The sequence below is a fragment of the Acinetobacter sp. YH12099 genome (assembly GCF_013419195.1).
GTDB classification, from domain to species: domain Bacteria; phylum Pseudomonadota; class Gammaproteobacteria; order Pseudomonadales; family Moraxellaceae; genus Acinetobacter; species Acinetobacter towneri.
The window spans coordinates 1-20380 of record NZ_VPAP01000014.1; the positions used below are offsets into that span (position 1 = coordinate 1).

Annotated in this window: 16 protein-coding genes; 4 read left to right on the forward strand and 12 right to left on the reverse strand. The window is 41.4% G+C overall.

Annotated elements, in window-relative coordinates:
* Positions 1–199: 199 nt before the first annotated feature.
* Both FTU39_RS09430 and FTU39_RS09435 read left to right on the forward strand, forming a co-directional pair.
* Complete coding sequence (locus FTU39_RS09430; RefSeq protein WP_096901002.1) at positions 200–838, forward strand: CatB-related O-acetyltransferase; 639 nt, start codon at positions 200–202, stop codon at positions 836–838.
* Between the two features lie 189 nt (positions 839–1027).
* Entirely contained in the window at positions 1028–1468 is a 441-nt protein-coding gene (locus FTU39_RS09435; protein ID WP_004972175.1) for a universal stress protein, read from the forward strand.
* A 155-nt stretch (positions 1469–1623) separates the two neighbouring features.
* Here the strand turns inward: FTU39_RS09435 and FTU39_RS09440 are convergent, their stop codons facing one another.
* The 3 genes from FTU39_RS09440 to FTU39_RS09450 all read right to left on the reverse strand — a co-directional run bounded on the left by FTU39_RS09440 (position 1624) and on the right by FTU39_RS09450 (position 3910).
* Positions 1624–1959: an MGMT family protein gene (locus FTU39_RS09440; protein ID WP_004972177.1), complete on the reverse strand. Its 336-nt coding sequence runs from the start codon at positions 1957–1959 to the stop codon at positions 1624–1626.
* A gap of 84 nt (positions 1960–2043) precedes the next feature.
* Complete coding sequence (locus tag FTU39_RS09445; RefSeq protein WP_180052089.1) at positions 2044–2949, reverse strand: neutral zinc metallopeptidase; 906 nt, start codon at positions 2947–2949, stop codon at positions 2044–2046.
* Positions 2950–2983: 34 nt separating this feature from the next.
* The gene (locus FTU39_RS09450; RefSeq protein WP_180052090.1) at positions 2984–3910 is read right to left on the reverse strand and encodes a DUF808 domain-containing protein; all 927 of its coding nucleotides are present in this window, start codon (positions 3908–3910) and stop codon (positions 2984–2986) included.
* A gap of 206 nt (positions 3911–4116) precedes the next feature.
* Between FTU39_RS09450 and trpS the strand changes: the two genes are divergently transcribed.
* Positions 4117–5130 (forward strand): tryptophan--tRNA ligase, encoded by a 1014-nt coding sequence (gene trpS / locus FTU39_RS09455; RefSeq protein WP_004972183.1) that lies wholly within the window; start codon positions 4117–4119, stop codon positions 5128–5130.
* Between the two features lie 591 nt (positions 5131–5721).
* Here trpS and sucD read toward each other — a convergent pair.
* The 9 genes from sucD to sdhC form a co-directional block, all read right to left on the reverse strand.
* The gene (sucD, locus tag FTU39_RS09460; RefSeq protein ID WP_136144279.1) at positions 5722–6615 is read right to left on the reverse strand and encodes a succinate--CoA ligase subunit alpha; all 894 of its coding nucleotides are present in this window, start codon (positions 6613–6615) and stop codon (positions 5722–5724) included.
* Positions 6616–6626: 11 nt separating this feature from the next.
* A complete protein-coding gene (gene sucC / locus FTU39_RS09465; protein ID WP_168418044.1) occupies positions 6627–7793 on the reverse strand; it encodes an ADP-forming succinate--CoA ligase subunit beta in 1167 nt (388 codons plus the stop codon).
* Positions 7794–7967: 174 nt separating this feature from the next.
* On the reverse strand, positions 7968–9401 hold the full coding sequence (gene lpdA, locus FTU39_RS09470) for a dihydrolipoyl dehydrogenase (RefSeq protein ID WP_004972188.1): 1434 nt from the start codon (positions 9399–9401) through the stop codon (positions 7968–7970).
* A 60-nt stretch (positions 9402–9461) separates the two neighbouring features.
* Positions 9462–10676, reverse strand: coding sequence for a 2-oxoglutarate dehydrogenase complex dihydrolipoyllysine-residue succinyltransferase (gene odhB, locus FTU39_RS09475; RefSeq protein WP_004972191.1), 1215 nt, complete (start codon positions 10674–10676; stop codon positions 9462–9464).
* A 16-nt stretch (positions 10677–10692) separates the two neighbouring features.
* Entirely contained in the window at positions 10693–13515 is a 2823-nt protein-coding gene (locus tag FTU39_RS09480; protein WP_096901045.1) for a 2-oxoglutarate dehydrogenase E1 component, read from the reverse strand.
* Positions 13516–14398: 883 nt separating this feature from the next.
* Positions 14399–15109 carry a succinate dehydrogenase iron-sulfur subunit gene (locus tag FTU39_RS09485; RefSeq protein WP_004972196.1) on the reverse strand — a complete coding sequence of 237 codons (711 nt, stop codon included), beginning with the start codon at positions 15107–15109 and terminating at the stop codon, positions 14399–14401.
* A gap of 14 nt (positions 15110–15123) precedes the next feature.
* Positions 15124–17022, reverse strand: a complete 1899-nt coding sequence (locus tag FTU39_RS09490) for an FAD-binding protein (RefSeq protein ID WP_004972199.1) — start codon at positions 17020–17022, stop codon at positions 15124–15126.
* Positions 17023–17034: 12 nt separating this feature from the next.
* Positions 17035–17400, reverse strand: a complete 366-nt coding sequence (gene sdhD, locus FTU39_RS09495) for a succinate dehydrogenase, hydrophobic membrane anchor protein (RefSeq protein WP_004972200.1) — start codon at positions 17398–17400, stop codon at positions 17035–17037.
* Positions 17400–17798, reverse strand: a complete 399-nt coding sequence (gene sdhC, locus FTU39_RS09500) for a succinate dehydrogenase, cytochrome b556 subunit (protein WP_026438062.1) — start codon at positions 17796–17798, stop codon at positions 17400–17402. Before sdhC ends, sdhD begins: the two co-directional genes overlap by 1 nt.
* 1154 nt (positions 17799–18952) lie before the next feature.
* On the opposite strand from sdhC, the gene gltA reads away from it, so the two are divergent.
* Complete coding sequence (gltA, locus tag FTU39_RS09505; protein ID WP_004972202.1) at positions 18953–20227, forward strand: citrate synthase; 1275 nt, start codon at positions 18953–18955, stop codon at positions 20225–20227.
* The last annotated feature ends 153 nt before the right edge of the window (positions 20228–20380 follow it).

Genomic DNA, 20380 nt, shown 5'->3' on the forward strand with positions numbered 1-20380 from the left:
CTGCCATATTGGCAGGACTCTCGATTTTACTAAATACTCTTCAACTGCTCTCAGAATATTCAATAGATGAACTGAATGAAATCGCAACCATTGCACTAGGTACCTAAAGATGTGTAGATACCTATGCCTTCTAGGAAAGGGCTAGGGAGAGGTTCAAAATTTCAGATATAATCCCCTCATCTCTCCACACGAAAAAACCATGTCCGAAACGCTGATTAATTCCCCTGTTAAACACTGGTGCGAATTTGAGTTCATCTCCAAAACTGTGAAAAACCCCAACATCCACATCAAAGGCAATTACTCTTATTATTCAGCCTATTGGGATCAGGGTTTTGAACGTTGTGTGGTGCGTTATTTACATGACAAACCTGCAACAGCAGACAAGCCAATTGATCAATTACATATTGGCAATTTTGTCTGTTTTGGTGCGGAATGCGTGATTATGATGGGTGGCAATCAATTGCATCGCAGTGACTGGGTTTCGGCTTTTCCGTTTGATACTCGCAGTTTTGTTGCGGCAGGTGATACCACAATTGGCGATGGCTGCTGGATTGGCAGTCGCGCCATGATTATGCAAGGTGTTGAACTAGGCGAAGGTGCAATTGTGGCGACAGGTGCAGTGGTTACGCAAGATGTACCGCCTTACGCTATTGTGGCAGGTGTGCCTGCCAAAGTAATTAAATACCGCTTTAGTGAAACAGAGATTGCTCAACTTTTGGCGCTAAAACTGTATGATTTTGATGAAAAATATTTACTGAAAATCCGCGAACAATTGCAGAGTAATGATGTCAATCAACTGATCGATTTTTTGACAAACACGCAAACAAAAAATGACTAAAACTTTAGTTGAATTGAAAGCACAGCTTCATAATTTCATGCTAAATTAAGGTGAAATAAGGACTTACAGCACTCAATTATCTTTATGAAATTACTGGGTTTTATTCTATATGAATTCAGCGTAAGATAAGACAGGACTCAGAGCGAATATTTTATTAAAGTATTGAAATTACAATAAGGAGAAACACTCATGGCTTACCAAAACATCCTCGTACCAGTGGACGGTTCTGAAACTTCTTTTGCCGCTGTTGCAAAAGCTGCTGAACTTGCAAAAGCATTTGGTAGTAAAATCACTGTGGTACAAGTACTTACACTTGACCCGTATATTGCTGCAGAATACATCACTGCAAACCAAACCAATGACTTGATTGAACGCGCTCGCGCTTCTATCGTAAAAACTTTAGAAGAAGCAAAGCAAAAATTCACTGAACAAGGTGTTGAAGCTGAAACTAAACTACTTGAAGGTCAAGTAATTGCACGCGAAATTACCAATGCTGCAAAAGACTTAAATGCTGACCTTATCGTGATTGGTTCACATGGCCGCACTGGCTTGAAAAAATTATTCTTAGGTAGCGTTGCGCAAAGCATCCTAAGTGAAGGTACAACACCTGTATTGGTTGTACGTCAATAAGATTGCGTGTTCCTCATTTCTACGGAAGTGAGGAACTTCCCCTCTCATTTAAATTTCTTTGTTTGTTCTAAAATTTTTATTTGCAGCACTCTATTCAGCAAATTTTCTCAGTATCACCATATCTCAATATTAAACGCTCGATTTAGCAGCTCAGTTTAATTCTGCCATTGGTATTGTTTTAAATTCACCTTCTCTGCAATTACCACAATCCCTTCTTCCTGTAATTTTAAAGTTTGTATATTTTCTCCTTGGGCGTTTAGTTTGCTTAGGCTAATTTTTCCTTGCGCATTAATCACCCGATGCCACGGCACAGTATGTTCTGCCGATAAATGCCTGAGGACATAACCGACCAAACGTGCATGTTTGGGCAGACCCGCTAGGCGTGCCACTTGCCCATAGGTCGCAACCTGACCTGCTGGAATCAAACACACCACGTTCAAAATCATGTGTGCTAATTCATCACTCGGTTTACGGCTTAACGTTGTTTGCATCTATCCACTCGCATTCATTTAGCCTATAAAAAAGGAGCGACTGGCAGCACTCCTTTTGTTTATAAAACTTGATTTTTAAGTCAGTTAAATTGCGGCATTGAATGTATCACAATCACTGATCAAGCCTGATTTTAAGCCAGTCTGGAACCATTGTACGCGCTGTGCACTGGTACCATGCGTAAAGCTATCAGGCACGACTTGCCCACGTGCACGTTTTTGTAAATAGTCATCGCCAATTTTATGTGCCGCATCCATTGCTTCTTCAATATCACCTTGTTCGAGGAATTGAGTACGTTGATGGTTATGATGCGCCCACACTCCCGATAAACAGTCCGCTTGCAATTCCTGACGCACCGAAAGCTGGTTGCCCTGTACTTCACTGACTTGCTGACGTGCTTTATGAACTTGCTCTGAAATTCCTAAAACGGTCTGAATATGATGCCCAACTTCATGTGCCACCACGTAGGCTTGGGCAAAATCACCTGCCTGATCATCTCGGCTTAATTCAGTCTGATTTTGTTCACCACCAATACCCATTTGCTGACGCATGGCTTGGAAGAATGAAGTATCAATATATACTTTTTGATCGGCTGGACAATAAAACGGCCCCATTGCCGATTGTGCTGTACCACAGCCAGAATTAACTACACCTGTAAATAACACCAGTTTAGGCGGTACATATTGGCTATTTAACTGCTGCTGAAACACTTGTGACCATGTATCTTCCGTATCGGCCAAAACAGTGCCCACAAACTCAATTGCCTCTTGTTGTTCAGGACTTGGATTGTCTAAACCTTTAGTTTCAGCACTTTGCGCATGTGAGGTGACTTGCTTGGTCGCTTGATAAGCCGATTGCGGATCGATGCCAAAGAACTTCCATGCAACAAAGGCCACCACTAAGCCCAAAATACTGATACCGCCCGCTTTTGCTCCACCGCCACCACGGCGGTCTTCTACATTCGTGCTAACTCGACGACCTTTCCAACGCATTATTCTTATCCTTCTCTTAAACTCTGATAATAGATTAAGCCGATTTAGACTTTGACCACACTTTTTGAACAAGTGCGACCACAATCACCACCAAGATGCCTGCCAAAATACCCACGACAAGGTTCATCAACATTGGCGTGACTGAACCTACAATACTGCCCATCGTTGGGATATCTTGTACATACTCTACCGTATCTTCTGTGAAATGGTGCACAAAAGGAATAGCATGATTGATAATTCCTCCACCAACCAAGAACATCGCTGCAGTACCCACCACAGATAAAGTCTTCATTAAAATTGGAGCAAATGCCAGTAAACCACTCCCAATACGTTGTTTAAAATTGGCAGCTTGTTCTGTGAGGTATAAACCAATGTCATCAATTTTGACAATTAACGCAACGAACCCATAGACACCCACCGTCATGGCAATCGCAATTAAACTTAATACTGTCACTTTGGTTAGAAAGCCTGCCGCAGCCACAGTCCCCAAAGAAATCACCACAATTTCCGCCGATAAAATAAAGTCAGTACGCACAGCACCTTTAATTTTTTCGGTTTCATAAGCCGCAAGGTCTTGCTCAGTTTGAATTAGCTCAAGTTGCGCTTCTTTAGCCGTTTGGGCTTTTTTGTGTTGTAAGGTGTGCATGATTTTTTCCACACCTTCATAACTTAAAAATAGACCACCAACCACCAATAAAGGATTGATTAACCACGGCACAACGACACTAATTAATAACGCGAGCGGTACTAAAATTAGCTTATTGATGAATGAACCTTTAGCCACACGCCATACCACAGGCAACTCACGCTCTGCACGTACACCACTGACTTGCTGCGCATTCAACGCCAAATCATCGCCCAAAACCCCTGCGGTTTTTTTTGCAGCCATTTTGCTCATAACTGCCACATCATCTAAAACTGTTGCAATGTCATCTAATAAAAGTAATAAGCTGCTCGCCATTGCGTTGTTATCCTTATATGATTTTCAAGTTATTTTAAAACTGAATTTATATAGGGTCTGTATTTACTTCATTAATTTTTACAGCAAAATTTTTTACAGCAAATTCTATTCAACTCACTTAAGGAAGTGACATTGAAAAATGTTATGCCTTACAATGTAGCAATTCATCGGTACATAGATGTCGTAGATACGACTTGGAATAAAAAATGAGTAATCAAGATAATCGTCCTGTGATTTTGACAGGCGATCGTCCAACTGGACAACTACATTTAGGTCACTTTGTGGGTTCTTTACGTTCACGTGTAGGTTTACAAGACTCACATCATCAACACCTGTTACTTGCCGATGCTCAAGCCTTAACTGACAATGCCGATAACTTTGAAAAAGTCCGTCGTAATATTATTGAGGTAGCAACCGATTATTTAGCGGTGGGGATTGATCCAACAAAAACCACCATTTGCGTGCAATCTTGCCTGCCTGCATTAAACGAACTCACCATGTTGTATTTAAACTTCGTGACTGTGGCACGTTTGGAGCGTAACCCAACCATTAAATCTGAAATTCAGATGCGTGGTTTTGAGCGTGATATTCCTGCAGGTTTCCTGTGCTACCCTGTAGCTCAAGCAGCCGATATTACTGCATTTAAAGCAACGGTCGTTCCTGTAGGTGAAGACCAAATTCCAATGATTGAACAGACCAATGAAATTGTGCGTCGGGTGAATCGTCAAATTGGTCATGACTTGCTACCTGAATGTCAGGCATTGTTGTCAAATGTCGGACGTTTACCTGGTTTTGATGGTAAAGCGAAAATGTCAAAATCACTGGGCAATACCATTGTGTTAGATGCCACAGACAAAGACATTAAAAAAGCTGTCAATGCAATGTACACCGACCCAAATCACCTGCGTATCGAAGACCCAGGTCAGGTTGAAGGCAACGTAGTATTTACTTATTTAGATGCCTTCGATACCAACAAAGAAGAACTTGAAGAACTGAAAGCGCATTATCGTCGTGGTGGTTTGGGCGATGGTACGGTGAAAAAGCGTTTGGAAGGCATTCTAAAAGAATTGATTGGGCCGATCCGTGAACGTCGTATCGAACTTGCTAAAGATCCTGACTACATTATGGATATTTTGAAAACAGGCACCGACAAATGCCGTGATATTACCCAGCAAACTTTAGATGAAGTGAAAGCTGGCTTGGGTGTATTCCGCTTCTAAGCATTTTGTAGATACAAATATTTTAAAGTCTCTTATTCACATGAATAAGAGACTTTTTATTTGAGTGAAAAATCAACACAAGCTGACTCGACTCACAAAAAACACTTATTACTTACGTGATTTAACATCACGTAACCTGAATACTGCGGAATAGTATTCATTCTCAGTTTAGTATACTTACATGCTTTAGGAGCAATCCTAATTTCATAACATTTCTCCGTTATCGAAGCTGTGAAAGCAGATTCGTTTTTCATACGCAATGATCACCCCAATCATTGCGTATTTTTTTTATTTGAATCAGCTGTTTATACAGCTTGTACAACAATAAAAATAATTTCCCGAGATGCAAAAACTACTTGAACGGCTTTGTCGCACAAAGATTTCATAACTATATGATTTAAAAGTTTTGATTATTTTTTGATACAAAATTAAATTTATTTAAATCAGATGCTTACATATTTATGCAACAAAGCAATACCAAATTAACTCTTATCATATACTTTATCTCTCAAATGTGGCTAATTTTTCAACATAAAAAATCCCCAAAATTGGGGATTGAGTACTGAATAAAATCAAGATCTTCAAAATTTGTTATTTAAGCAAACCTTGATCTTTTAATACTTGCCACATGGTAGAACCCAATTCAGCAGGGCTACGCGTATAAGCAATTCCAGCACGCTCAAAGGCTGCAAATTTTTCTTCCGCAGTGCCTTTACCGCCTGAAATAATTGCACCCGCATGTCCCATACGCTTACCTTTAGGTGCTGTCACTCCTGCAATATAACCCACCACAGGTTTGCTAACATTCGACTGGATATATTCCGCAGCTTCTTCTTCTGCCGTACCACCAATTTCACCAATCATAACAATCGCATCGGTGTCTGGGTCGTCTTGGAACAATTTTAAAGCATCAATTTGGTTCATACCTGGAATTGGGTCACCACCAATCCCGATACAGGTCGATTGCCCTAAGCCTAATTTGGTGGTTTGTGCCACAGCTTCATAGGTCAAAGTACCTGAACGTGAAATAATGCCAATTCGTCCTGGTTGATGAATATGCCCTGGCATGATGCCAATTTTACATTCACCTGGTGTAATCACACCTGGGCAGTTTGGTCCCACCAAACGTGTACCATTGCCATTGGTTTCTAAATAACGCTTGGCTTTGAGCATGTCGATGGTTGGCACACCTTCCGTAATCACCACAATCAAACCTACTCCAGAATCGACTGCTTCTACAATCGAATCTAAAACAAACGGTGCAGGCACATAAATCACCGATGCATCTGCACCTGTTTCACGTACAGCTTCTTTCATGGTGTTAAATACAGGTAATTCCAAATGGGTTTGACCACCTTTTCCTGGCGTTACCCCACCCACCACTTTAGTTCCATAATCAAGTGCTTGTGCTGAGTGAAAAGTACCATTTTTACCAGTGAAACCTTGTACCAATACTTTGGTGTCTTTATTAATTAATACGCTCATCCTGATTCTCCTTAAGCTTTCACTGCAGCAACAATTTTTTCTGCAGCATCGGACAAGCCATTTGCAGAAATAAGTTTTAGTCCTGATTCATCTAGTAATTTAGCACCTAGCTCTGAGTTGTTCCCTTCTAGGCGAACCACTACAGGTACCGTCACATTTACTTCCTGAACCGCTGCAATAATTGCTTCTGCAATCATGTCACAACGTACAATTCCACCAAAAATATTGATTAACACGCCTTTGACTGAGTGATCTGCCAAAATAATTTTAAAGGCTTCAATCACACGCTCTTTGGTTGCACCACCACCTACATCTAAGAAGTTCGCTGGCTGGCCACCATACAACTTAATAATATCCATCGTTGCCATTGCCAACCCCGCACCATTGACCATACAACCAATATTACCTTCCAATGCCACATAGTTCAGATCAAATTCTGAAGCACGCAATTCGCGCTCATTTTCTTGTGACTTATCTCGCAGCGCCAATACTTCAGGTAAACGGTACAACGCATTAGAGTCGATTCCGACTTTAGCATCGACACATAAAATCTCGCCATTTTCACGCACTGAAAGTGGATTAATTTCAAACAAAGCAAAATCATTGTCGATAAATGCCTGATAAGCTGCAGTCATAATTTTTACAAACTGAGTGATTTGGCTATCTTTTAGTTTTAAGGCGAAAGCAACTTCTCGCGCCTGAAATGGCAATAACCCCACCAATGGATCAACTTCTACTTTAATAATTTTTTCTGGGGTTTCTTCTGCGACTTTTTCAATTTCAACCCCACCTTCGGTAGATGCCATAAAGGTGACACGACGGCTTGAACGATCTACCACAGCACCTAAGTACAATTCGCGCTCTACAGGATAGACATCTTCTGCAACCAAAATACTGTTTACCGGCTGACCATAAGCATCAGTTTGATAAGTGACCAAGCGTGTACCAATAATTTCATTGGCATAGTCTGCAGCTTCCTGTGCAGATTTCACCACTTTTACACCACCCGCTTTACCACGGCCACCCGCATGTACTTGCGCCTTCATTACGGCAAATTTTCCGCCCAGTTGCTCAAAGGCTTGCACAGCTTCTACTGCTGTCGTGGCCAAGATTCCTTCCTGAACAGGCATGCCATATTTTTTTAATAGCGCTTTCGCTTGATACTCATGTAAATTCATTGACTAACCTTTTACTACTTCTTTTATTCAGTTCTCACCACCCGCATCAAATCTGGGTTTGATCTTGGTCTTCCATGGTGGTGCTATTTTCTATGCTCTTTATTTTTAGATGATTATTCCCACAAACACAACCATCAAATGTAAAAAGAGCGGCCTAAGCCGCTCTTTTTAGTGTTATTTGCGTTTACGCTGAATCGCGTGAATCGCACGCCCATCTACCGCTAAAGCGGCTTCATGCACCACTTCAGAGAAGGTTGGGTGACCAAATGTCATTAATTGTAAATCTTCAACTGAAGATACAAATTCAAGTGCAATCATACCTTGGTGAACGATGTCAGACGCAGCGGGTCCAATCACGTGCATACCAAGTAGACGATCTGTTTTTGCATCTGCAACAAACTTCACGAAACCAGCACCTTCGCCTGCAGCTAAAGCACGACCATTTACCGCGAAACCGAATTGACCAGTTTTCACTTCGTGGCCTTTTTCTTTCGCTTGCTCTTCAGTTAAACCAACCCACGCCGCTTCAGGGTGTGTGTAGATTACTGAAATGATTGTGTCGTAGTTGACTTGTGCAGCATGACCGTGAATACGTTCAACTGCCATTACGCCTTCTTCCATTGCTTTGTGTGCAAGCATTGGACCACGTACCAAGTCACCAATTGCATATACACCTTCAACAGAAGTTGCACACCAATCGTTTACTTCAACTAAGCCACGTTCAGTCAGTTTAATACCGCAGTCATCTGCCAATAAACCTTCAGCATAAGCACGACGACCTACACAAACGATCAATTTATCGAAAGTTTGTTCTTTGTCTTCGCCGCCTTGGGTATATTTAACAGTCACTTCACGACCATTAACTTCAGTACCTGAAACTTTCGCACCGATACGGATATCCATACCTTGCTTAGTCAATAGTTTCTGGTAGTCTTTTGCCAAAGCTTTGTCAGCCATTGGTAAGAATGCATCCATTGCTTCAAATACAACAACTTCTGCACCTAGACGACGCCATACTGAACCAAGTTCAAGACCAATTACGCCTGCACCAATCACACCTAAACGCTTAGGCACTTCTGGGAATTCTAATGCACCAGTAGAATCAACAATAATGTCTTGATCTACAGGAGCAACAGGAATATTTACAGGAACTGAACCAGTCGCAAGAATCACATACTTAGGCTCTAAAACTTGAGTTTCGCCTTCATGAGAAACGAACTCAACTTTTTTACCTGCAAGCAATTTACCCGTACCTTTTAACCACTCAACACCGTTACCTTTTAATAACTGATCAATACCGCCAGTTAATTGGTCAACGATTTTGTCTTTACGTGCTAATAGCTTCGCAAGGTCAAACTGTACTTCACCTGTAGTGATACCATGATCAGCCAAGTGATGAACCGTATCTTCATAACGATGTGAAGAATCGAGTAATGCTTTAGATGGGATACAACCCACGTTTAAGCATGTACCACCCAAAGATGGTTTACCTTTGTGAATACGTTTTTCGATACACGCAACTTTAAAGCCAAGTTGAGCCGCACGAATTGCCGCTTCATAACCACCTGGGCCACCGCCAATAACAACAAGATCAAATTGTTGAGACATTTTTATCTCCAAAAATGGGCTTAGAGGATCGCTCCAAGCCCACTGATTTATTCTTTAGAATTAAAGGTCAAGGATGAGTTTAGCTGGCTCTTCTAACAATTCTTTGATTGTTACAAGGAAGCCGACTGCTTCTTTACCATCGATTAGACGGTGGTCATAAGAAAGCGCTAAGTACATCATTGGCAAGATTTCAACTTGACCATTTACCGCCATAGGACGCTCTTGGATTTTGTGCATGCCCAAAATTGCAGTTTGTGGCGTGTTTAGAATTGGTGTAGATAACAATGAACCGAAAGTACCACCGTTAGTAATGGTGAATGTACCGCCAGTCATATCTTCAATACCTAGCTTACCGTCACGTGCTTTATAAGCATAGTCACGAATACCGTTTTCTACTTCAGCGTAGTTCATGCGGTCTGTATCACGTAATACAGGAACCACTAAACCACGGTCAGAAGAAACCGCAACACCGATGTCGTAGTAACCGTGATATACGATGTCTTCGCCATCAATAGAAGCGTTTACTGCTGGGTAACGTTTCAATGCTTCAGTTGCAGCTTTCACGAAGAAAGACATAAAGCCTAAACGTGCACCATGACGTTTTTCAAATGCGTCTTTGTATTGTGCACGCATTTCCATGATTGGCTTCATGTTCACTTCGTTGAATGTTGTCAACATTGCAGTTTCTTGAGTCGCTGCAAGTAAACGCTCTGCAACACGCTTACGTAAACGTGTCATAGGAACACGTTTCTCGATACGCTCACCTACCGCAACGCTTAATGGCGCAGCTGCAGCAGCAGGTTTAGCTTGATGATTTGCAACATCTTCTTTAGTGATACGACCACCACGACCTGTACCAGAAACGTCTGCAGCATTGATACCTGTTTCAGTCAACGCTTTACGTACTGCTGGTGCTTGGTCAGCAACTGGTTGTGCACGCTCAACAACTGGCGCAGCGCCTGCTTCAGTTTTCGCCGCAGCTTGCTCTACTTGTGCTTCAGACTGAACTGCTTGAGTTTGAGCAGCGCCAGAAACAGCACCCGCTTCAAATTGAGCAATTACTTCGTCAGAAAGAACTGTATCGCCTTCGTTTTTGATGATTGCAGAGATTGTGCCATCAGCAGGAGCGACTACTTCCAAAACAACTTTATCGGTTTCAATATCACAGATCACTTCATCACGTGAAACTGCTTCACCTGGTTGTTTGTGCCAAGTTGCAATCGTACCGTCTGCAACTGACTCTGGAAATACCGGTGCTTTAATTTCGGTTGCCATTATTTCGAATCTCCTGTTATTCAGCTACGATCGCAAGCGCGTCATTGATGAGCTGAGCTTGTTGTTTTGCATGCAAATATGGTGAACCACACGCTGGTGCTGCAGATGCTTCACGACCCGCATAACTAATGCGAATCTGTTTACCAGTTTTCATTACGTCATCATATAAACGTGGCGCGATGAATAACCAAGCACCTTGGTTCTTCGGCTCTTCTTGAGTCCAAACTAATTCTTTTACGTTTGGATAAGAAGCAAGAACTTCAGCAAGACGTTGTTCTGGATATGGGTACAACTGTTCAATACGAACAATTGCAGTATTGTTCAATTCTAATTCACGACGCTTTTCAAGCAAGTCGTAATACACTTTACCACCACACAATACCAAACGCGTCACGTCTGATTTGTTGATGTTGTCAATTTCATCAATCACAGTCTGGAATGTACCAGTTGCAAGCTCATCAAGGTTAGACACTGCTAACTTGTGACGAAGTAAAGACTTCGGCGACATGATGATCATTGGCTTACGGATTGGACGAATCGCCTGACGACGTAAAGCGTGGAAAATCTGTGCAGGTGTTGTTGGTGTCATCACTTGCATGTTTTCTTCCGCACAAAGCTGTAAGAAACGCTCTAAACGTGCAGATGAGTGCTCAGGACCTTGACCTTCAAAACCGTGTGGAAGAAGCATCGTTAAACCACACACACGCTCCCACTTGGTTTCGCCAGATGAAATGAACTGGTCGATTACCACTTGAGCACAGTTGGCAAAGTCACCGAATTGTGCTTCCCAAATAATCAAGCTCTTTGGAAGGGTCGTCGCATAACCATATTCAAATGCCAATACTGCCATTTCAGACAATAATGAGTCGTAGATTGCAACGCGTGGTTGGTTCTCTTTGATGTGGCAAAGTGGAATATAAGTTTTACCATCGACTTGGTTATGCAGTTTTGCATGACGGTGCGAGAAAGTACCACGACCAACGTCTTCACCAGTCAAACGAACAAGGTAACCCTCATCCAACAAAGATGCGTAAGCTAAAGTTTCAGCTGCACCCCAGTTTAGTGGCATTTCACCTGTTTGCATTTTCAAGCGATCGTCAATCACTTTGGCAACTTGGCGCTGCATCACGAAACCTTCTGGAAGTTTACGCATGGTTTGACCAAGTTCTTTCAAACGCTCGATAGGGAAAGTTGTATCCCAAACGTCTGTATAGTCGTGACCCAAGTATGGCGACCAATCTACAAACATTTTAGTATTTGGCTCAAGTACCAATGCGTTCGCAACGTGATTACCCGCTTCTAAATCTGCGCGGTAATCTTCAATCATTTGATCTGCTGCTGCGCGATCCAACACACCTTCTTGCACCAATTGGTCAGCATACAAAGTACGTGTAGTGGTCTTTTTGTTGATCACTTGATACATCATTGGCTGAGTTGCTGCAGGTTCATCCGCTTCGTTGTGACCACGACGACGGTAGCAGAACAAATCAATCACAACGTCTTTACGGAATGTATGACGGAAATCGTGTGCCAATTGAGATACAAAAATCACCGCTTCAGGATCATCGCCATTCACGTGGAAAATTGGCGCCTGAATCATTTTTGCAATGTCAGTACAGTATTCAGTAGAACGTGCGTCACGTGGGTCAGATGTTGTGAAACCAACTTGGTTGTTAATCACAATGTGAACTGTACCACCTACGGTATAACCGCGAGTTTGTGACATTTGGAAGGTTTCTTGGTTAACACCTTGACCTGCAAATGCGGCATCACCGTGAACGATTAATGGCAATACATCATCACCACCAATGTCTTTACGACGTACTTGGCGCGCACGTACAGAACCTTCAACCACAGGTCCAACAATTTCTAAGTGCGATGGGTTAAACGCAAGTGCCAAGTGCACTTCACCACCCGGAGTCATCACGTTAGATGAGAAACCTTGGTGATATTTTACGTCGCCAGAACCTTTTTTATGCAAGCTCTTACCTTCGAATTCACCAAATAGGTCTGCAGGGTTTTTACCCATGATGTTCACAAGCAGGTTCAAACGACCACGGTGTGGCATGCCAATCACGACTTCTTTACAGCCAACAGCACCCGCACGTTGAATGATTTCATTCACCATCGGGATAAATGATTCACCGCCTTCTACACCAAAGCGTTTCGCACCAACGTATTTATTACCTAGATATTTTTCTAGACCCTCAGCTGCTGTTAAGCGTTCAAGAACGTGTTTCTTTTGATCTGCAGTAAATGTGAACTTACCACGTGCGCTTTCTAAGCGTTGTTGAATCCAGCGTCTTTCTTTGGTATCAACAATGTGCATGTATTCTGCACCAATTGAACCGCAGTAGATCGCCTGCATGGCATCAACCATTTCGCCTAGTGTTGCTTCAGACTTACCAATTTCCAAATTACCTGTATGGAAAACAGTATCTAAATCAGACTTGGTTAAACCATGTGCAGCAAGATCAAGATCTGGCACGTCTTCACGTTTTGCCAAACCTAGTGGATCTAATTTTGCTTTTTGGTGACCACGGTTACGGTAAGCAGCAATCAGTTGCAACACGCCAATTTGACGTTGTTCATGTTCAGAACTCACTGAACCTTGAACAATGGCTTGAACGCGATTTGAATTACGACCTAATAAAAGGAATTGCTCACGTACATTACTGTGTGGTTGATCACCCTTCGGGAATTTATCGAAATATTCGCGCCAATCAGCACCGACTGATTCCGGTGACGTCAAATAATGCTCGTAAAGTTCTTCAATATACGCTGCACTATCAGCGGAAAGTTCAGTGTCAAGACGCAGTGCGTCAGCAACTTCTTGCATTTGTGGACCCATTTCCTATTGCAAAAACATTTTCCAGGATGCTTTTTAAGCAAAACCCATGATTGATAATGTCAAATTGGTAACATGACATTAGTCCCCAGTTGACATATGTCATGAGGCGTTATCACTACATTAGGAAAACCCAATGTCATTTATGAATCATAACGCCCTCATTGGCATCATCACTCATTTATATACTCGACCCAAGCCGAGCAATTTTTTGCAAAATCGTTTTAGAAAAAATAAGTGCTCAGTCTTAGCTTTTCTAATACGACTTTTCTGCAATAGTCCTGATTTAATAACACATCATTTGCACTTAAAATGTTGATAAAATGTACAAAAATTCAACATTTTTCAGATATAGTCATTTGTTAATCGTAACATGATCTCAGAAATGCAATTGATTTTTTTGACACATACCTCCTATAAATTGGCGAAATACACTGATTCTATTTTCATCTAACATATGGTGCTTTATTTAAAAAACAGATGCAATTTAGACCAAAGTCCAACACCGCTATTTCAGATAAAATAAAAGAGAGCACATCTCTCAATCTGCCCTCTCACTTACACGTTACATGATAACATCTAAAAATAAATATTGCAGCTAAACTTGGCATTTGCCCATGCTTTACAACAAAATAGCAGCACTGGATTACAATTGTGTGCAACTTTAGTCGGCTAAATGCTGTTTTTGTCTATTTATCCAACAGTTATACCTAAAAAATATCAAATACTCACTTTTTAATCACTTCTTTGCATGCAACATTTTTCATTTACGTACTCATCAAAAACAAGCAACTTATCACACGACTTTTATCGTAATTTTGGCACAAAAAAAAGCACACCTAGGTGTGCTTTTCTCAACTGATCACGCAGTCTATTAGCCAGCCATATCTAAAAGCATGTTACGGATGTGACCGATTGCTTTAGTTGGGTTCAAGCCTTTAGGACATACAGATACACAGTTCATAATACCTTTACAACGGAACAAAGAGAATGGATCGTCAAGACGAGCCAAACGCTCTTGAGTTGCAGTATCACGCGAATCGATAATGAAACGATATGCATTCAACAACGCTGAAGGACCCAAGAACTTGTCTGGGTTCCACCAGAATGATGGGCATGAAGTTGAACAACATGCACAAAGAATACATTCATACAAACCATCAAGATGCTCACGCTCTTCTTGAGATTGTAAACGCTCTTTTGGTGGCGCAGGTTGGTTGTTGATCAAGAACGGATGAATCTTGTTATACTGATCGTAGAACTGATTCATGTCTACAACCAAGTCTTTAATTACAGGAAGACCTGGAAGCGGACGAATTGTGATCACTTCTGGTAAATCGTTTAGGTTCCAAAGACACGCTAAACCATTTTTACCATTGATGTTTACACCATCAGAACCACAAATACCTTCACGACATGAACGACGGAATGTCAAAGATTCGTCTTGTACCTTCAATTCAAGAAGTGCATCAAGCAACATACGGTGCTTATCAGTCAATTCAAGCTTAAAAGTTTGCATGTACGGTGCTTTATCCTTATCAGGATCGTAGCGGTAGATATTAAATGTACGAGTACCTCTACTCATCTTACTTCTCCCAATTAGAATGTACGTGGTTTAGGTGGAATAGCAGCTACAGTAAGCGGCTTGTAACGTACTGGTTTGTACTCAAGACGGTTATCTGTAGAGAACCATAAAGTATGCTTCATCCACTCATCATCACGACGACCATAAGAATAAGTTGGGTGATCTGGTGGTAACTCAAAGTCTACAACCGTATGCGCACCACGACATTCTTTACGTGCAGCAGCTGAGATTAGTGTCGCTTTAGCAACTTCATACAAGTTTTCAACTTCTAATGCTTCTACACGTGCAGTGTTGAATACTTTAGATTTGTCTTTCAAATGAATGTTGCGAACACGTGGCTCAAGCGCAAGAATTTGTTTCACACCTTCATCAAGCAATGCTGAAGTACGGAATACACCTGCGTGGTCTTGAACGATGTTACGAATTGCATCAGCAACTTCTTGAGCGTTTTCACCTGAAGTCGATTCGTCAAGTTTACGAATACGGTTCACAGTGTTTTCAAGTACAGTTGTTGGAAGTGGTTCGTACTCACCATCGTGTTGCTTAGTCACATACTCAATGATATGTTGACCCGCAGCTTTACCAAATACAACCAAGTCAAGCAATGAGTTTGTACCTAAACGGTTTGCACCGTGTACAGATACACATGAACACTCACCAATTGCATAGAAACCTTTTACTGGTTTAGCAAAGTCACGGTCACCCGCGTTGGTTGTATATGTATCAGTTTCTGCGTTGTAGTTCGCAACCAACTCTTGAGTTTCACGGCTTTCTGGAACAACCACTTGACCATGAATATTGGTTGGAATACCACCCATTTGGTAATGGATTGTAGGAACAACAGGAATTGGCTCTTTAGTACAGTCAACGTTCGCGAATTTCTTACCAATCTCAAATACAGATGGAAGACGCTTCATGATTGTGTCTGCACCTAAGTGCGTCATATCAAGCAAGATGTAGTCTTTGTTTGGACCACAACCACGACCTTCTTTAATTTCTTGGTCCATAGAACGTGATACGAAGTCACGTGGCGCCAAGTCTTTCAAAGTTGGTGCATAACGCTCCATGAACGGCTCGCCTGAATCGTTACGAAGGATACCCCCCTCACCACGACAGCCTTCCGTTAACAATACGCCCGCGCCCGCAACACCTGTTGGGTGGAACTGCCAGAATTCCATATCTTGTAATGGAATACCTGCACGCGCAGCCATACCAAGACCGTCACCAGTATTGATATATGCGTTTGTAGATGCACGGTACACACGACCTGCACCACCTGTAGCAAACAATGTCGCTTTCGCTTGGAATACTGCAATTTTACCTGTTTCTTGGTCAATTGCAGTCACACCTAGTACATCGCCAGCTTCGTTACGGATCAAATCAAGAGCAATCCATTCTACGAAGAATTGAGTACCCATTTTCACGTTGCTTTGATAAAGCGTGTGAAGAAGTGCGTGACCTGTACGGTCAGCTGCAGCACATGCACGTGGAACCGCTTTTTCACCGTAGTTTGCAGAGTGACCACCGAATGGACGTTGGTAAATTGTACCGTCTGCGTTACGGTCAAATGGCATACCCAAGTGTTCTAATTCATAAACCACTTGTGGCGCTTCACGCGTCATGAATTCAATCGCGTCTTGGTCGCCCAACCAGTCAGAACCTTTTACTGTGTCGTAAAAGTGGTAGTGCCAGTTATCTTCTTGCATGTTACCAAGAGATGCACCTATACCACCCTGCGCTGCAACAGTGTGTGAACGTGTAGGGAATACTTTGGTCAATACCGCAACTTTCAAACCTGCTTGAGCAAGTTGGTAAGATGCACGCATACCTGAACCACCACCACCAACGATGACTGCGTCAAAGAATTGGTGTGGAATATTTGTATAATCTTCTTTAGGGTTAATCGCGCCCATGATATTTTCCTATCAATTCGCCCAGAAAATCTGGATTGCCCAGATTGCGTATGCAAAAACAGCAATAATCACTGCTGAAGTCAGCACTAGGCGTAAACCTGAAGCTGAAGGACCCATTTGACGAGTAGTCACATAGTCAGTGAATACTTGCCACATACCGATCCAAGCATGTGCAACAAGAGATAAGACTGCCAATAAAGACATAATCTTCATTGGTAATGTCATCATAAAGCCGTACCACTGTTCAAAGTTGAATCCACCGTTAAGAAGAATCCAACCAAATACCACAACGGTATAAACAGCAAGAACAACAGCACTAATACGTTGGATAAACCAATCGCGAGAACCTGAACCCGTTAAACCTGTAGCACTTTTCATTAGATTACAATCCATACAAATGCTGCAACGATACCGATAGCAGACAAGATCAATGAAATAGTAGCTGCAATGCGACCACTTTGCAGTTCTTCTGCAAAACCAAGGTCAGCAAGTAAGTGCTTAACACCAGCAATGAAGTGATAGATTAAGCCGGCTACAAATACCCATACGATAAAGCGCACAAAGAAACCGTTAAAAATTTCTTGAACTTGAGCAAAACCTTCAGGTGAAGACAAAGACTTGTCTAACAACCATAAAAGTACCGGTACGAGTAAAAATACGATGACACCAGAAAGACGGTGTAGAATTGATGCAATAGCCACGGGCGATTTTAAGTTTACTTCTAAAACTTGACCCATGGACAAATTGACAGGTCTGTTGCTTTTCACAGCGGGCATCCTGTAAGTAAAAACTCCATCCGGAGTTTGTTGGAATAAATTCGAAGGAAAGCTGGCATTGTTAGGCAAATTCATGCCTAACCTTAAAACGACACTGAATTATAAAACGTCAACTGTTAAAATACAAACAACTCTACTCGGCTTTTTGGCTAAAAATCCTTTAAATAAGAATCATTAACAAGTATAAAAGTAAACCACTCGCCATCAATAGCCACACAAGAAAACATAAAACCTTGTTTTTAAATCAATTATTAAAATAAAAATTCCTAGAAGCGCAATAAACAGCTTTAGAATATTTAGACTAAAGATAAATTTGTACTTTGATTTTCTGATGTTCTTCGGGTTTTCACATACTTATATATAAGTAGCAGCACTATATATGTGTGTACTCCACTGTTTGCAGCAATTTACAACCACAACACAAGACTCTTAGATCCAGACAGCCCATCACTTTGCTTTGGTCAAGGTACACCTGATCATGGATTAAACTTTAATGTCGGCACATACCTCAATCTATTTATACAACTTATATTTACTTTAAACACCACACCTAAATAAATATTAAAAATGATAATCATCATGCGAATGAATGACTTATCCAGTATTTTTTGTATCTGTATGGATAAATAACCGCGCTTTATTCACAAAGATTTCATCATTTCCCACTCAAAATATGATGGGTTATGGCTATTTTCAGGAGTTTAATCAGTCATTTTTTGATCAATCAATATCGAATTTAAATACCAGACTTACTGCCTATTACAAACAATCTGACCACCCTACCATGTATGTAAAAACGTGTAAGTTATGAGAATTAGATAAATTTAAGTATTGGACTGAATCCTGCTAAAGAAATAGCACATCAAAACTAGTATTTAAAATTGCTTACAATTAATCCGTATTGATGATTTTTTTCTGCACATCCGACAAATTTTGACTTATGATACGGCGGCTGTGCTGTGATTTGATTGTTTTTTTTACTGGAATTTTTTCGACTTTTTCTATAAACAGTCGTCTGCTTAATCCATAAGTATAATTGACAAAATTTCAGTACTCTCTAATCTTAGAGCTAATTTTTAATCCGTCTGACTTGCGCATTAAAAGATTGATACTTCGAGTCAGATCAACATTCACCAGGACAGGAGATCTATTGAATGTCTGAAGCAACTGGCAAAAAAGCCGTATTACAGCTTGATGGAAAAGAAATTGAATTACCAATTTACAGCGGCACATTAGGCCCAGATGTAATTGACGTTAAGGATGTGTTGGCGGCAGGTCACTTTACTTTTGATCCTGGTTTTATGGCAACAGCGTCTTGCGAGTCTAAAATTACGTTCATTGATGGTAACAAAGGTATTCTTTTACACCGTGGTTACCCAATTGACCAATTAGCGACTAAAGCTGACTACTTAGAAACTTGCTACTTATTATTAAATGGCGAGCTTCCAACTGCAGAACAAAAAGCTGATTTTGACGCTAAAGTTCGTAACCACACTATGGTTCACGACCAAGTAAAACGTTTCTATAACGGTTTCCGTCGTGACGCTCACCCTATGGCAATCATGGTAGGTGTTGTTGGTGCGTTATCTGCGTTCTATCACAACAACTTAGACATCGAAGATGTTAACCACCGTGAAATCACAGCGATTCGTTTAATCGCGAAGATTCCTACTTTAGCGGCTTGGAGCTACAAGTACACTGTTGGTCAACCATTTGTTTACCCACGTAACGACTTAAGCTACGCAGAAAACTTCTTGTACATGATGTTTGCTACACCAGCAGACCGTGATTACAAAGTAAACCCTGTTCACGCTCGCGCAATGGATCGTATTTTCACGCTTCACGCTGACCACGAACAAAACGCGTCTACTTCAACTGTACGTTTAGCTGGTTCTACTGGCGCTAACCCATACGCATGTATCTCTGCAGGTATTTCTGCACTTTGGGGTCCTGCTCACGGTGGTGCGAACGAAGCTGTTCTTAAGATGCTTGATGAAATCGGCTCTGTAGAACACGTTGCTGAGTTCATGGAAAAAGTGAAGACTAAAGAAGTTAAACTTATGGGCTTTGGTCACCGCGTTTATAAAAACCATGACCCACGTGCAACTGTAATGAAGCAAACTTGTGACGAAGTACTTAACGACTTAGGTATCAACGATCCACAACTCGCTCTTGCAATGGAACTTGAGCGTATTGCGTTATCTGATGAATACTTCATCAAGCGTAACTTATACCCGAACGTAGACTTCTACTCAGGTATCATCCTTAAAGCGATTGGTATCCCAACAGAAATGTTTACTGTAATTTTCGCACTTGCACGTACAGTTGGTTGGATCAGCCACTGGTTAGAAATGCACAGCGGTCCTTACAAAATCGGTCGTCCTCGTCAGCTTTACACTGGCCACACTCAACGCGACATCAACCGTTAATTCGGTCTGCGTTGTAGCGTGTAAAACGACACGACAAAAAAACCACCTTCGGGTGGTTTTTTTATTGCTTTTATTTAGCTCACCAAACTCATTTCTGTTTGGTTTGTCCTAAACCACAACCAAAACGTAAAATAAAATTTAGATCATTGCGGA